13 protein-coding genes and 1 pseudogene are annotated in these 14,239 nt (G+C 62.5%); 8 read left to right on the top strand and 6 right to left on the bottom strand.

Going from position 1 to position 14,239, the window contains the following annotated elements:
• Nucleotides 1-94: 94 nt before the first annotated feature.
• The 7 genes from PCS43_RS29835 to PCS43_RS29805 all read left to right on the top strand — a co-directional run bounded on the left by PCS43_RS29835 (nt 95) and on the right by PCS43_RS29805 (nt 7,888).
• Nucleotides 95-721, top strand: coding sequence for a TetR family transcriptional regulator (locus PCS43_RS29835; protein WP_030536987.1), 627 nt, complete (start codon nt 95-97; stop codon nt 719-721).
• A gap of 192 nt (nt 722-913) precedes the next feature.
• Complete coding sequence (locus PCS43_RS29830) at nt 914-2,077, top strand: steroid 3-ketoacyl-CoA thiolase (protein WP_007732681.1); 1,164 nt, start codon at nt 914-916, stop codon at nt 2,075-2,077.
• 34 nt (nt 2,078-2,111) lie between these two features.
• On the top strand, nt 2,112-4,292 hold the full coding sequence (locus PCS43_RS29825; RefSeq protein ID WP_007732680.1) for an acyl-CoA dehydrogenase: 2,181 nt from the start codon (nt 2,112-2,114) through the stop codon (nt 4,290-4,292).
• Between the two features lie 7 nt (nt 4,293-4,299).
• Entirely contained in the window at nt 4,300-5,502 is a 1,203-nt protein-coding gene (locus tag PCS43_RS29820) for a lipid-transfer protein (RefSeq protein WP_003940027.1), read from the top strand.
• Nucleotides 5,502-6,371: a MaoC/PaaZ C-terminal domain-containing protein gene (locus PCS43_RS29815; RefSeq protein ID WP_007732676.1), complete on the top strand. Its 870-nt coding sequence runs from the start codon at nt 5,502-5,504 to the stop codon at nt 6,369-6,371. The genes PCS43_RS29820 and PCS43_RS29815 overlap by 1 nt, the downstream gene beginning before the upstream one ends.
• A complete protein-coding gene (locus PCS43_RS29810; RefSeq protein WP_209909894.1) occupies nt 6,371-7,021 on the top strand; it encodes a PaaI family thioesterase in 651 nt (216 codons plus the stop codon). The genes PCS43_RS29815 and PCS43_RS29810 overlap by 1 nt, the downstream gene beginning before the upstream one ends.
• Nucleotides 7,022-7,099: 78 nt before the next feature.
• Nucleotides 7,100-7,888, top strand: coding sequence for an SDR family NAD(P)-dependent oxidoreductase (locus PCS43_RS29805; RefSeq protein ID WP_007732675.1), 789 nt, complete (start codon nt 7,100-7,102; stop codon nt 7,886-7,888).
• 31 nt (nt 7,889-7,919) lie between these two features.
• On the opposite strand, the gene PCS43_RS29800 is transcribed toward PCS43_RS29805, so the two are convergent.
• A complete protein-coding gene (locus PCS43_RS29800; RefSeq protein WP_003940537.1) occupies nt 7,920-8,744 on the bottom strand; it encodes a mycofactocin-coupled SDR family oxidoreductase in 825 nt (274 codons plus the stop codon).
• Between the two features lie 135 nt (nt 8,745-8,879).
• Here PCS43_RS29800 and PCS43_RS29795 point away from each other — a divergent pair, with 135 nt between their 5' ends.
• On the top strand, nt 8,880-9,035 hold the full coding sequence (locus tag PCS43_RS29795) for a hypothetical protein (protein ID WP_003940615.1): 156 nt from the start codon (nt 8,880-8,882) through the stop codon (nt 9,033-9,035).
• A gap of 40 nt (nt 9,036-9,075) precedes the next feature.
• Here the strand turns inward: PCS43_RS29795 and PCS43_RS29790 are convergent, their stop codons facing one another.
• The 5 genes and pseudogenes from PCS43_RS29790 to PCS43_RS29770 form a co-directional block, all read right to left on the bottom strand.
• Entirely contained in the window at nt 9,076-10,572 is a 1,497-nt protein-coding gene (locus PCS43_RS29790; protein WP_209909886.1) for a DUF222 domain-containing protein, read from the bottom strand.
• A gap of 76 nt (nt 10,573-10,648) precedes the next feature.
• Nucleotides 10,649-11,162, bottom strand: a pseudogene (locus PCS43_RS29785) (nuclear transport factor 2 family protein).
• Nucleotide 11,163: 1 nt separating this feature from the next.
• Nucleotides 11,164-12,060 carry a TIGR03619 family F420-dependent LLM class oxidoreductase gene (locus tag PCS43_RS29780; protein WP_208690231.1) on the bottom strand — a complete coding sequence of 299 codons (897 nt, stop codon included), beginning with the start codon at nt 12,058-12,060 and terminating at the stop codon, nt 11,164-11,166.
• Between the two features lie 13 nt (nt 12,061-12,073).
• On the bottom strand, nt 12,074-12,544 hold the full coding sequence (locus PCS43_RS29775) for a nuclear transport factor 2 family protein (RefSeq protein WP_209909883.1): 471 nt from the start codon (nt 12,542-12,544) through the stop codon (nt 12,074-12,076).
• Nucleotides 12,541-14,202 carry a class I adenylate-forming enzyme family protein gene (locus PCS43_RS29770; RefSeq protein WP_007732670.1) on the bottom strand — a complete coding sequence of 554 codons (1,662 nt, stop codon included), beginning with the start codon at nt 14,200-14,202 and terminating at the stop codon, nt 12,541-12,543. Before PCS43_RS29770 ends, PCS43_RS29775 begins: the two co-directional genes overlap by 4 nt.
• Nucleotides 14,203-14,239 lie beyond the last annotated feature (37 nt).

The following is a 14,239-nucleotide window of genomic DNA, read 5'->3' as shown; positions in this document are numbered from 1 at the left end:
GCCATGCCAGGTCCCACTGAGCGGGCAATATGCCGAGATGGGTGGTCGAGATGAGAGAATTGGCGAGGTCGTTCGCGACCGGGACACAGAATCGATGATGGGGGCGACGTTGCCGAGAATTGCCGAGGTCAGGGACGCTGCAGAGCCCAGTTCGGACGAGCAGCGGGCGCGCCATGTGCGGATGCTGGAAGCGGCGGCCGAATTGGGGACCGAGAAGGAACTCTCACGGGTACAGATGCACGAGGTCGCCAAGCGGGCGGGCGTGGCCATCGGCACTCTTTATCGCTATTTCCCCTCGAAGACGCACCTCTTCGTCGCTGTGATGGTCGAGCAGATCGACCAGATCGGTGCCAGCTTTGTCAGGCATCAGGTTCAGTCGGACAATCCGCAGGATGCGGTGTACGAGGTATTGGTTCGCGCGACTCGCGGGTTACTGCGTCGGCCGGCTCTCTCGACTGCGATGCTGCAGTCGTCCAGTACCGCCAACGTCGCGACGGTGCCGGACGTGGGAAAGATCGATCGCGGCTTCCGGCAGATCATTCTCGATGCGGCCGGGATCGAGAACCCCACCGAGGAAGACAACACCGGGTTGCGTCTGCTGATGCAGCTGTGGTTCGGGGTCATCCAATCGTGCCTCAACGGTCGAATCTCCATCCCCGATGCGGAGTACGACATCCGCAAGGGATGCGACCTGCTTCTGGTGAATCTCTCACGGCACTGACGTGACTTCGCCCCTCTCTGGGGAGGGTTCGTCATGTTCGCAAAATTGAAATCAATTCTATTTTTGAATCCGCATCAGTTGAGAGTTGATGTCAATCCGGACATTGCCCTGACATCATTAATAGAATAAATTACAGAAAATTAGACGGTGAGCCAGCTCACCGACCGAAAACTCCACGAAGGAGCGAACATCATGGGTCATGCAGTCATCGTCGAGGCCGCTCGGACACCGATCGGCCGTCGTCGCGGCGCCCTGGCGGGACTGCACCCCGCCGAGATTCTGGGAGCAGCGCAGCTCGGCGTTCTCGAACGGGCAGGCGTCGCACCGGAAGACATCGGACAGATCATCGGCGGCTGTGTCACCCAGGCAGGTGAGCAGTCCAACAACGTCACGCGGCAGGCGTGGCTGCACGCCGGATTGCCGTACAGCACCGCGGCAACCACTATCGACTGCGCCTGTGGATCCGCCCAGCAGGCAGTGCATTTGATTTCCGGCCTGATTTCTTCTGGTCAGATCTCGGCCGGTATCGGCTGCGGCGTCGAGGCTATGAGCCGTGTGTTCCTGGGTCAGGCAAACGCACCGGGAACGGGAAACCCGTACCCGGACGACTGGACCATCGACATGGGTGACCAGTTCACCTCCGCGCAGCGAATTGCCGAGAAGCGTGGGATCACGCGCGCCGACGTCGACGCGTTCGGTCTGGAATCGCAGCGCCGCGCAGCTCAGGCTTGGGCAGAAGGACGCTTCGACCGCGAGATCGTGCCCGTCAAGGCTCCCGTGGTGGACAAGGAAGGCGTGCCTACCGGTGAGATCGCCACTGTCACTCGCGACGGGGGACTGCGTGAGACGACGGCAGAAGCGCTGGCTGGGCTCAAGCCGGTCATCGAAGGCCATATCCACACCGCCGGCAACTCGTCGCAGATCAGTGATGGCGCGGCTGCGGTACTGCTGATGAGCGAAGAGCGCGCACAGGAACTGGGATTGAAGCCCCGCGCGCGGATCGTCGCGTCCGGCATGGTCGGATCCGATCCCTTCTATCACCTGGACGGGCCGATCGAGTCCACCCAGATGGTGCTCGACAAGGCCAAAATGACCTTGGACGACATCGATCTCGTCGAAATCAACGAAGCCTTTGCCTCGGTCGTGCTCTCCTGGGCGCAGGTTCACGGCGCAGACCTGTCCAAGGTCAACGTCAACGGTGGTGCGATCGCGCTCGGACATCCCGTCGGTTCCACGGGCGCTCGTCTGATCACCACTGCGCTGCACGAACTCGAGCGCTCGAACAAGTCGACGGCTCTGGTCACGATGTGCGCCGGTGGCGCTCTCTCGACCGCCACCATTATCGAACGCATCTGACCCGTACTGACACTGTCGAATTGACGAGGTAGACATGACTATTGGATTGAGTGAAGAAGATCGTGACCTCCGCGACTCCGTACGGGGCTGGGCGGCGCGTCACGCAACACCCACCGTCGTCCGTGAAGCCGTCGAGGCGAAGGTCGAAACTCGCCCCCAACTCTGGAACGGGCTTGCCGAGCAGGGGCTTCTCGGACTACACGTAGCCGAGGAATTCGGCGGCGCAGGATACGGATTGGTCGAACTCGCCATCGTCGTCGAGGAACTTGGACGCTCGATGGTTCCCGGACCATTCCTGCCGACGGTAGTGGTCAGCGCTGTTCTCAGCGATGCCGGAGAAACGGACAGACTGCCGACGCTCGTGGATGGCAGCACGCTCGGAGCTGTTGCACTGCAGCCGGGTTCGCTGAAGATCACCCGCGACGGCGACAACACCACCCTCAGCGGAACGTCCAGCCTTATTCTCGGCGGCCATGTCGCTGACCTGTTCCTCCTCGCGACGGACAGCGGATTCGTTCTGCTCGGACGTGACCGCCTCGAGGTCACGGACTTGGCCAGCTACGACGTCGTGCGTCGTAACTCCGAGGTCACCGTCGACGGTTTGGTGCTCACCGATTCCGAGATCCTCACCATCGATACCCAGCGTGTACTCGACATTGCCGCAACACTGTTCGCGGCCGAGGCATCAGGCTTGGCCGACTGGGCAGTCACGACGTCGGCCGACTACGCGAAGGTGCGTCAGCAGTTCGGTCGCCCGATCGGCCAGTTCCAGGGTGTCAAGCACAAGGCTGCACGTATGCTCGCGCTTGCCGAACAGGCACGCGTCTGCGCTTGGGACGCTGCGCGTGCGCTGACTCCCGCCAACGGCGTCGGTGCCGAAGAGGCTTCTCTCGCAGCAGCCGTCGCCGGAGCCACGGCCCTCGAGGCTGGCTTCTCCGTCACGCGTGACTGCATCCAGGTGCTCGGCGGAATCGGCTACACGTGGGAGCACGACGCGCACCTGTACCTGCGCCGCGCGCAGTCCCTGCGAATTCTGCTGGGTTCCACGGCATCCTGGCGTCGTCGCGTTGCCGAGCTGACCATTGCCGGAACCCGTCGCGTGCTCAGCGTCGAGCTGCCGCCCGAGGCCGAGGCGATCCGAGCCGACGTCCGAGCCGAGCTCGCTCCTGCACTCGAACTCGAAGGCGCCGCCCAGAAAACGTATCTCGCGGAAAAGGGCTACACCGCACCGCACTTCACGGCTCCGTGGGGCAAATCCGCCGATGCCGTCAGCCAGCTGGTCATCGCCGAAGAACTGCGCGCTGCGAAGATCAAGCCGCACGACATGATCATCGGCAACTGGGTCATCCCGACGCTCATCGCGCACGGCAACGAAGAGCAGCTCGCCAAGTTCGTCCCGCCGTCACTGCGCGGCGACATCGTCTGGTGTCAGCTCTTCTCCGAGCCCGGCGCAGGTTCCGACCTCGCCGCGCTGAGTACAAAGGCCACCAAGGTCGACGGTGGCTGGAAGTTGCAGGGCCAGAAGGTGTGGACGTCGATGGCACGCGACGCGCACTGGGGAATCTGCCTCGCGCGCACCGACGCCGACGCACCCAAGCACAAGGGCCTGTCCTACTTCCTCATCGACATCAAGAACAGTGGCCTCGACATTCGTCCGCTGCGCGAGATCACCGGTGAAGCACTGTTCAACGAAGTCTTCTTCGACGACGTCTTCGTTCCCGACGAGTGCCTGGTCGGCGAGCCAGGCGACGGCTGGAAGCTCGCTCGCACCACGCTGGCCAACGAGCGTGTCTCGCTGTCCAACGACTCGTCGCTCGGATCGGGTGGCGAGGCTCTTCTGAGCCTGGTCGACGGACTGCCCGGTGGCATCGACGACGAGCAGCTGACCGTGCTCGGAAAGGTGCTGTGCGACGCGCAATCCGGTGGTCTGCTCGGTCTGCGCACCACGCTGCGCTCGCTCACCGGCGCGCAGCCGGGTGCCGAATCCTCGGTGGCGAAGCTGATCGGTGTCGAGCACATCCAGCAGGTCTGGGACGTGGCAATGGAGTGGGCCGGACCGAGTTCACTTCTGGGCGAACAGCATCGGATGTCTGCAACCCAGATGTTCTTGAACTCGCAGTGCATGTCCATCGCGGGTGGTACAACCAATGTTCAGCTCAACATCATCGGTGAGCGAATCCTGGGTCTGCCTCGCGACCCTGAACCGGGAAAGTGACCTGCACATGAGCAATCGCACCTTCGTCATCGGCGTCGGCATGACCAAGTTCGAGAAGATCGAGACCCGCGACTGGGAATACCCGGACATGGTGACCGAAGCCGTCTCGAATGCCCTGACCGATGCCGGGATCGGCTACGGCCAGATTCAGCGTGCTGCGGTCGGTTACGTGTTCAACGCGTCGACAGCAGGACAGCGAGCTCTCTACGAGACCGGTCTGACCGGCATTCCGATCTTCAACGTCAACAACAACTGCGCGACCGGCTCGACGGCGCTGATGATGGCGCGCGAGTGGGTCCAGGCCGGACAAGCCGAGTGCGCCTTGGCCGTCGGCTTCGAGAAGATGACCAAAACGGCGTTGACCGGTAACGGTGAGATGCCCAAGGTCACGACCTTGGACTCTCAGCTGAAGATCATGGTCGAGGATTACGGGTTCGCCCGATCGCCGATGACAGCTCAGCTGTTCGGTAACGCTGCCGTCGAGCACATGAAGAAGTACGGCACCACGGTCGAGCAGATCGCAGCGGTGGCGGTCAAGAATCACAAGCATTCGGTGAACAATCCGTACGCACAGTTCCGTGACGAGTACACCCTCGAACAGGTACTCGGCGACAAGATGATTCACGAGCCGCTGACACGTTCGCAGTGCTCGCCGACCTCGGACGGCGCCGGAGCCGCGATCGTCGTGAGCGAGAAGTTCGTGCGTGAGCACGGCCTCGAAGACCGGGCGATCGAAATCGTCGCACAGGCGTTGACCACTGACACCGAGGCAGCGTTCGCCGAGAAGTCGATGATCGACGTGGTCGGCGCGCCGATGACGGCAGCTGCGGCAGAGCAGGTCTTTGCGCAGGCCGGGATCACCATCGATGACGTCGACGTCATCGAACTGCACGACTGCTTCGCGATCAACGAGATCATCACCTACGAGGGCCTGGGGATGTGCGCGGTCGGAGAAGGCGGAAAGCTCGTCGAATCCGGCGCGACCACGTACGGCGGCCAGTGGGTCGTCAACCCGTCGGGTGGTTTGATCTCGAAGGGACACCCGCTGGGCGCGACGGGCTTGGCGCAGTGCGCCGAACTCACGTGGCAGCTCCGCGGGACCGCGGATGCGCGGCAGGTCGAAGGCGCTCGTATTGGCTTGCAACACAACCTCGGACTGGGCGGCGCGTGCGTCGTGACGGTCTACCGAGCCGGAACTTTGGAGAACTGATGGCTATCGATCTCGAGGTGGCGTTGGCCGCCGAACCGACTGTGCGCGAGGCGTCGTGGACCGATCGCGACGTCATGCTCTACCAATTGGGACTCGGGGCAGGGGTGAATGCTCTCGATCCCGCTGAACTGACCTGGGTGTACGAAAAGGGGCTGAAGGTACTCCCGACGTTTGCAATGGTTGCAGGCCAGGGAGTTTCGGCGGGTGTACTGCCCGCACCGTCGATGAGTATGCCGGGAATCGACATCGATCTGCGAAAGATCCTGCACGGTGGGCAGTCGCTGGCACTTCACGCGCCCATCCCGTCGACGGGTGCTGCCCGTATTTCCTCTCGGGTCGCCGATGTCTGGGACAAGGGAAAGGCAGCTGTGATCGTTCTCGAGACGGCGGCCGAGGACCTGGACGGGAATCCGTTATGGACCACCGGAATGCAGATCTGGGCGCGCGGCGAAGGTGGATTCGGCGGCAACACCGGGCCCGAAGTTGTTGCCGGGGTGCCTGATCGAGCGCCCGACAAGGTACTGACGTCGAGCACGAGTCCCTCACAGGCGCTGGTGTACCGACTCAGTGGAGACATGAACCCGCTGCACGCTGATCCCTCCTTCGCGAAGATGGCGGGCTTCGATGCACCGATTCTGCACGGCCTCGCGTCGTACGGCATCGTCTGCAAGGCCGTGGTAGACGGGATTCTCGACGGAGATCCGACGCGGGTGAAGAACTACTCGGTGCGGTTTGCCGGTTCGCTCTTCCCCGGCGAATCCATCACCACCTCGGTATGGCAGGACGGCAACACACTGACGTTGGCGGCGACGTGCCCCGAACGCGAGAACTCCCCGGTTCTCACGCACGCAACAATGGAGATCAACTGATGGACCTCGGTTCGCACCCCACAGCAGCGACACATCCGGGCGGCACGATTCTGACGTCGCCGCCGCAGGACGCCCCGGTCGACCGGGCCACGGCAGCAGCGCGTCGCGTTGTCGACGCGATGCTGCGCACCGACCGCGGAAACGCCAATTTGGACCGGGTTGCGGAGGAGCTCAACAGCATTGCAGAGCATCTCGAACAGCACTCACCCGAGGTGGCCGAGCGGTTGATCGACATGTGGAACGGTGAGGGCGTGACTCGTCACGACCCCGTGACCGGCCCCGAGAACGCCATTGCGCCGCCGCTCGTTCTGGAAGGGCTCGCTGACGGGTCGGTGCAGGGAGTGGTCACGTTGACGCTGCCGTACCAGGGCCCTCCCGGCCATGTGCACGGCGGTGTTTCGGCGCTGCTGCTCGATCACGTTCTCGGCGTCGCGAACGCCTGGGGTGGAACTTCCGGCATGACAGCACAATTGAGCACTCGGTACCATCGCCCGACTCCGCTGTTCGAGCCACTCACGATCAGCGGCAAATTCCTGGCCAAGGACGGCCGCAAGATTCACACCGTCGGTGAGATCAAAACTGCGGACGGCGAATTGTGTGTGTCGGTAGAGGGACTGTTCATCGACAAGACCGTGCCGCGCCCCAGGTAGGGGCTTCGCCCCCGTGCGCCTTTTTGGTAGTGGGAACTACCAAAAAGGCGCACAGGGGTTCTGACGAAGGAGGGCCCAGTGGGCAAGCTCGACGGACGTGTAGCAGTGGTCACCGGTGCCGGTATGGGCATCGGGCGTGGAGTGGCGGGCGCGTTCGCGCGTGAAGGCGCGTCGGTGTTGGTTGCCGAGATCGACGAGGCAGCGGGCCTCGAAACCACCCAGTGGTTGCGGGACGAATGGGGCGCGGAGGCGGAATTCGTCCGGACCGACGTCACTGACAAAGCTCAGGTTGTTGCCATGGTCGACAAGTCCGTCGAGCGGTTCGGACGCCTCGACATCCTGGTCAACAATGCTTGGCGGACTTTCGGTTTCGCTCGGCTCGAGAAGATGACCGACGAGCAATTGCGCGGCGGTTTCGACATGGCAGTGATGGCGGCATTCTGGGCGATGCAGGCTGCCCTGCCGGAACTGGAGCGTCACGGCACGGGCCGCGTGATCAACATGTGCAGCCTCAACGGCGTGAATGCTCACATGTACTCGGTGCAGTACAACGCGGCGAAGGAAGCATTGCGAACCCTGACTCGCACTGCTGCCCGCGAGTGGGCTCCCAAGCAGGTGAACTGCAACGTCATCTGTCCCGGTGCGCAGAGTGCGGCGTACAAGCGTGTCGCCGAAGCCAATCCGGAGAACGTGGCAGTGATGGCCGCACAGAACCCGATGGGGCGGATCGGCGATCCCCTCGACGACATCGGCCCCGTTGCGGCCTTCCTGGCAAGTGACGACAGCCGTTACGTCACCGGCAACACCCTCTTCGTCGACGGTGGTGGGCACATCAACGGCGTGCAGTGGGCGCCGACCGTCGACTGATCGACGGCGACGCAGCCGGTGTATCCGGCATCTATTTGGCCGTGAACCCGGCGTCGACCGGCAACGCGATACCTGTGACGTATCGAGCCTGATCCGAAACCAGCCAGGCTATCGCGTTGCTGACGTCGGCAGCTTCGATCAACTCGACGTTCAAGAGGTTGCCCACGTCGGCTCCGCTCGATGTCGGGGAGTCCGCAAACAGCTTCGCGACCGCGTCGTTGACGACCATCGGTGTATTCGCGCCAGTCGGGTGCACGGAGTTGACACGAATATTGTGGGGAGCAAGCCAGTGCGACCACGTGCGCCCAAGCCCCACGATGGCGTGTTTACTCGCGCAGTAGCCGTCGGATCCGCCGGTGCCGTCACCTCCACGACCGACAAGTCCCAGAGTTGATCCGGTAAGGACTATTGCGCCACCTGTACCTTGTTCGATCATCGCGGGCGCTGCGGCCTGGACGGTATTCCAGACGCCGAATAGGTTGACCTCCATCTGGTCGCGGAAGGCGCGAGCATCGTCGATATCCGGGGACATCATGCCGATACCGGCGTTGGCCAGGACGATGTCGACGCTGCCCAGCTCCGCAATTCCTTCGGATACCGCAGTTCGCAGTGCGGACAGATCGCGAACATCCACTTCTCGCGCGACGATACTTCGTCCCAGGTTCTCGACCGCTGCTGTTGTCTGCCGCAAATCGTCGGCGGTTCCCATCGGGTAGGCCACCGATTCGATCTGACGGCAGATGTCGAGCGCAATGATGTTCGCGCCCTCCTGCGCCAATCGCACGGCGTGGCTCCTGCCCTGACCTCGGGCGGCCCCGGTGATCAGTGCGGTTTTGCCTTCCAACTGTCCGGGCATGCGTGCTCCGTCCGTCGTGAATCATGATTACTCGGTCATGAGTACTGACCCGAGGGGACGGCGAAATTCGTCGCCGGCGACGTAGTCTGAGTTCAGTTACAGCGGGAACTCGCTTCGGAAGAGAAGAGGCTCGGGATGTCCGATTGGGTGAAGAAGGTCGAAGCTGAAGCCAAAGGGCTCCTCGCCGAGGCGGAAGAAGAGCTGACCGTCCTCGAAGGTGTCGACACCATAGATCCGCTTGCCGACGACGATCCGGCACCAGAAGACGGCACCAAGCCGACGTCAGACTGACCCTGCGACCCGTCGGCGCGCCTCGACACCGCTCGGTATCTCAGAACGGTGGCGGGTCGTCCCCGTAGTCGATGGGTTCTCGGCGGGCTCGCGGTGATTTCCGCCGCTTATATTGAACGTGCTCCTCTGCTCGTTTCTGTATCCGTCGGCGCTGGCGATTGCGTTCACTCTGGATACGGGCAGCTTTGTTCTCCGCCTGGGTCCGCCGATTTCGACCGCCCTGGGGCGGTGTCGGTTCGTGCGATCCAGCCATCAATCCTGCGGGTCGCGTTCGGTAACAATGCCCGGTCGGCGACGTCAGCGACATGGTCCGATCCACGTTCGACGTGAACCGCCACCGGTCGGAATGCTTGAGGCGATGATGGTTGCGGTAGAACGCACTCATATTCGACGCGACCGTTTTACCGCCGCATTCGGGGTCGCCGTGATGGAACGGTTCATTGTGGTCCAGATCGGAATTCCAGGCCGGGACATCACAATGCAGCCATTGGCAGCTGCCCGCGATGATCCGTAACCAGGTATCGAGAACGGCGCCCGGTCGGTAGACGCGCGCCGAAGCAGGCACCGGCTCTGCGACGTCATCAGCAGGTGCTCGGACGTTTCGAATTACGGCGTCACGGGCGATATCGCGAGCATGCTCAGCGCTGATCACCCCGTACCCGTCGAGGTGGGCGGGCTCGCCGCCACCGTGCAGAGTGGAATCAGTCATCACGACGTGAACCACGGGCCGACGAACGACAACACCACCGCTACGATCCTGCGGGCAATCAGCTCGGCCACAGTTGCACGGCAAGAATTGTGATCCGTTGGTCAACTCGAAGAGCGCGTCGGCTCGTCGCTGCTCGTACGTTCGAGAGTCGTTTCGGCATACCGACATTGCCAACTCGCGTAGTTGGCCGTCGAATGCCCGAGCCTGTTCTGCCGGAACGCTTCCCAAGATCTTTGCCATCCCGTCCTCGGCAGCGCTGACTCCGACGAACCGATCGGTGAGAGCACGGCGTCGGCGTTCTCGCATACCTTCCGGGTCCACCATCGCCACGATCCGATCGATCGCCGCTGTCAGTCGCCTTCCCGTCAAGCCCGTTCCGCCTGCTACTGGTGGGGCGAGAACCTGCTCGAGCAGTAGTCGTTCCACCTCGTCGATCAATTCGTCTTTCACGTTCGCGGTCGCGGAATCGATCAAACCAACTCGGTACAGATCCAACTCGCCACGCGCCATCGCCGCTCGAGTGCGATGCAGACGAGTCTTTAACGAGAACCCCAACCCGATCAGCTTGCCGGCAGCCGCGCGACCCATCGTCAGTGACGCACCGACTTCCGACTCCGCCAACTCGTGTGCGGTCGACGACCACGCACCACTGGCGACATGCTCCGAGCTTCGCCGCGAAAAGAACTCGGCAATCACAGCGAGCTTGCGTTCGACCAGCATCGCCTCGCATGCATACAGATCGGTCATGAGATCAACCAGCGCACAATCAGTTTCGGTACCGGTCAGCTGTGCTGAGATACCGAAGAGCTCTGTTGTCGGGTTGAACATGCATCCATTCTATTCGAATGTGTGTTCGAATGGCGTCGAATTCTTGAATCAGTCGGAATAGTCGGTTTCCTGAATTTCAGTGCATCTCAAGGGTTAGTCGTAATGCTGTCAGCGGATCCGAGGCATCTCGACGCCCACGCGGACCAGGCCCTTCGGGGTTGACGAAGCGGCCCTCGTCCGAGCGAGTCCACTCGCGTACGGCCCATCTCTCCTTGATCGCCCAACGGCCGTCGCGTCGCTCCATGTGGTCGATGAACCGCGCACCACTGGTGAAGTTGATCATTCCGATGTCTTCGGGCCCCCCAGTGTGTGGACATCGAATACGCCTCGCTGATCGCGTGGTCGCCGTGCAGTTCGACCAGGTGGTTGCCGATGTGGTGCATCGTGCCGCCGATCGCGGAGAGTTTTGTTGTGGCCCAGGCGATGTACTCGTCGATGGTGCCGTCGAATCCGGTGTGATGGTCGATCGCGTCCGGGTGGTAGGCGCTGCGGACGAGATCGAAGTCGAGGCGATCGATGCCGCGGCAGTACGTCAGAACCACCTCACGAATTGCCTGCTTGTCGATGAGATCCTGCAGTGCCTGGTCCATGTCACGCCTCCTTGATGCTGGTCATCCAGTCGAGTAATTCCGGTAGTTCTTCGGCAGCGCAATCGAATACGGCAGGCCGAAGCACCACGGCAGACGCGCCGCGGTCGGACCAGTCCAGGACCTTGTCAGCGGTTGCCGAGAGGTCGACGGACCGATTGTCGCGCCGAACCGGCGCCGCAGACACTTGCACACGTGCGGTATCCGGCTCGCGGTCGTGGGCTTCGAACGTGTTGCGCAGCAATGTGACACTGTCGGTGAACGTTCCCAGGTCGGTCGGGTTCACGGTCCAACCGTCGGCGACGCGTGCTATGCGGTCGAAGTTCCGCTGGCTTGGTCCGAAACCGAAGAGCACCGGTACGCGATTTTGGATCGGCAGCGGGAGGCTGTGGTAATTCTCGAAAGCGAAGTCGCGTCCCTTGAAGGTGGCCGGTGCATTGGTCCACAGTTCGCGGCAGGCTGCGACGGTCTCTTCCATGCGCCCGAATCGCGCGTCGAAAGGCATGTTGGTGGCGGTGTATTCGGCTTCTTGCCATCCAACGCCGAAACCCATGACGGTTCGACCTTCGGACAATGAGTCGAGAGTGGCAACCTGTTTGGCGAGCAGAGCGGCTGGGCGAACAGTGGCGATCAGAACCGATACTCCGAGGCGAGCGCGTTCGGTCACTGCGGCGATCGAGGAAAGAAGTGAAATCGGTTCGTACCAAGGGTGATCCAACGGGAACAAGAAGTTGTGTTCGGCTACCCGCTGAGCGTGTGCTTCGGCATTGAACCCGAGATGATCGCCGGTGCAGATCAGATCGATCCCGGCACGGTCAGCACGCGCGGCGAAGTCCAGAACCGGGCGAATCTTGCCGTCGAACAGGGCCTCGAGGCCCAAGATGTTGACGCCGATTTCCACAGTCGTCGTTCCTCTACAGTGCCCGCTTGGCATGCGAGGACATCTCGCCCATGTTGTCCAGACAGAAGAGTCTCGAGCTGAACTGCCACGACCCGTCGACGCAGGTGAAGCGATCGAAGTAGCGCCCCGCCAGAATAGGTTGCAGGGCAAGATCTTCGGTACCTTGGATGACCGTGACGTACGAGAGTGCCGTCGCTGATTCACCGTCGACCGCGATTCGCGTGTTGGTCAGCAGATGTTTGGTTCGTGGAACCGGCGGATCACCGTACATTCGAATGAAGCCGCTGCAGGCTGCGAACACTGCGTCGGCGTCGGACGAAATGAGCGTGATGGCAACCCCGTCCGGCCCGCACTGCCCGTAGTCGGACGAAGCGAACAATGCAGCGACTTCACGCAATCGGCCCTGATCGATCAGATGCGTGTACTCGCAGAGCAGGTCACGGATCGCCGACTCGGCGACGATCCGTGACAGCTCCGCGGTCATACGGTGATCTCGCGCCGAACCATCTTGCCGGTTGCATTGCGAGGCAACAGATCGCTGGTGATGCGCCACTTCGACGGCACCTTGAAATAGGACAGTCGCTCGGCGGCGTAATCACGCAGCTCCGCCTCCGTTGTGGCGGCTCCGGGACGCAGGACAACCACGGCGGACACTTCCTGGCCGAGGTCGGGGTGCGGCATGCCGATGACAGCGCACTCGATCACGTCGGGGTGTTCGTCGAGCGTCTGCTCGATCTCGGTGGGGTAGACGTTCTCGCCGCCGCGCAGGATCAGGTCGGAACGGCGACCGGTGAGACGGAGACGCCCGTTTTCGATTACGCCGAAATCGCCGGTGCGGAGCCAGCGTCCGGGGGCAATTGCCGACTCGGTCGCCTCGTCGTTCTCCCAGTATCCGAGCATGACGAAGGGGCTGCGTACGCACACTTCACCTTCGATGCCGTCCGGCAGCCATTCGCCGAAGGGATCGCGAATCTCCATCGAGACGGTGATGATCGGACGCCCGAGAGTGCCTGGGAATTCTTCGAGTTCGGCGCCGACGGCGACCGCAATGGCGGTGCTGCATTCGGTGAGGCCGTAGCTGTCGACCAGAGCATTGCGTGCGAACGGCACCTGCTCCTTGAGGCGTTCTTTGAATGCGGGCGACGACGGCGCGGATGCCAGCGAGAATGCAGTCAGCGAAGAGACGTCGTACTTGGCGATGTTGCCGTGCTCGAGTAGCCGCGATGCCATCGTGGGGACAGCACCCCAGTTGGTGACACGCTCGCGTTCGACCAACCCGAGCACCTTGTCGACGTCGAAGCCGCCCTCGGTCAGGATGACGGCACTGCCCGTCGCGAGACGGGGAACCACCAGATTGTGAAGGCTGGCGATGTGGAAGAGCGGGGAGGTGAGTAGATAACGCAGTGGGCTCGGCTTGGAAGCGTCGTACTCACGGCCGGTGAATGCGGCGCCGATCGCGTCGCTGTACTTGTGGTAGTCGACGACGGCCATCACGTTGCGGTGCGAATGGAGTGCGCCCTTGGGGCGGCCGCTGGTACCACTGGTGAACAAGATGACGGCAGGGTCGTCCTCGTCGATGTCGGTGCTCGGCACGTCGGAGCCTGCATATTCCGCGATGAGCGCGGGCAGATCCTCTTCCATGGTGAGGACCGTGATGTCTGCCGGCAGTTCGGGGAGGGCGGCGCCGCGCTTGGCGTCCACGACCAGAACCTTCGGACGTGAGAGCTCGATCCCGTGGGTGACCTCGCGCGGAACCCACCAACCGTTGAGACCGACTGCGATCGCGCCGAGCGCCTGCGTCGCGAAGAACGTCATGACCCATTCGGGAGTGTTGGCAGCGAGGATGCCCACACGGTCGCCCTTGCGGACTCCGTACTTGTCCCGCAGAGCAGTTGCCAGCGCGGCAACGGAATCGGCATGCTCGGTGAACGAGATTCGACGATCGCTGGTGACGAGATAGTCGCCGTCGCCCCAGGCGCGAGATGCCGAGATCAGTTCACCGATGGCGTGACCGCGGTTCTTCATCACAGGCATGACGGTGCCGAGAACCTCTTCTTCGACGATCTCGAATGGCCCACCTGGACCGGTGAGGCGTGAGACCGCCTGGTCCAGAAGCAACTGCGGATCTGCGGGGGCAGTCATGGAATGGCCTTTCGTATTGTGGCGCTTTTCACGTCAC

The sequence above is a fragment of the Rhodococcus sp. C-2 genome, from assembly GCF_027854095.1.
Lineage (GTDB): Bacteria > Actinomycetota > Actinomycetes > Mycobacteriales > Mycobacteriaceae > Rhodococcus_F > Rhodococcus_F qingshengii.
This window is presented reverse-complemented; position numbering and strand designations above follow the sequence as displayed.

Bases quoted from the DNA above. Each gene is read 5' to 3' on its own strand.
- PCS43_RS29835 (WP_030536987.1), top strand. From the start codon at position 95: ATGATGGGGGCGACGTTGCCGAGAATTGCCGAGGTCAGGGACGCTGCA.
- PCS43_RS29830 (WP_007732681.1), top strand. From the start codon at position 914: ATGGGTCATGCAGTCATCGTCGAGGCCGCTCGGACACCGATCGGCCGT.
- PCS43_RS29825 (WP_007732680.1), top strand. From the start codon at position 2,112: ATGACTATTGGATTGAGTGAAGAAGATCGTGACCTCCGCGACTCCGTA.
- PCS43_RS29820 (WP_003940027.1), top strand. From the start codon at position 4,300: ATGAGCAATCGCACCTTCGTCATCGGCGTCGGCATGACCAAGTTCGAG.
- PCS43_RS29815 (WP_007732676.1), top strand. From the start codon at position 5,502: ATGGCTATCGATCTCGAGGTGGCGTTGGCCGCCGAACCGACTGTGCGC.
- PCS43_RS29810 (WP_209909894.1), top strand. From the start codon at position 6,371: ATGGACCTCGGTTCGCACCCCACAGCAGCGACACATCCGGGCGGCACG.
- PCS43_RS29800 (WP_003940537.1), bottom strand. From the start codon at position 8,744: ATGCCCGGACAGTTGGAAGGCAAAACCGCACTGATCACCGGGGCCGCC.
- PCS43_RS29795 (WP_003940615.1), top strand. From the start codon at position 8,880: ATGTCCGATTGGGTGAAGAAGGTCGAAGCTGAAGCCAAAGGGCTCCTC.
- PCS43_RS29790 (WP_209909886.1), bottom strand. From the start codon at position 10,572: ATGTTCAACCCGACAACAGAGCTCTTCGGTATCTCAGCACAGCTGACC.
- PCS43_RS29775 (WP_209909883.1), bottom strand. From the start codon at position 12,544: ATGACCGCGGAGCTGTCACGGATCGTCGCCGAGTCGGCGATCCGTGAC.
- PCS43_RS29770 (WP_007732670.1), bottom strand. From the start codon at position 14,202: ATGACTGCCCCCGCAGATCCGCAGTTGCTTCTGGACCAGGCGGTCTCA.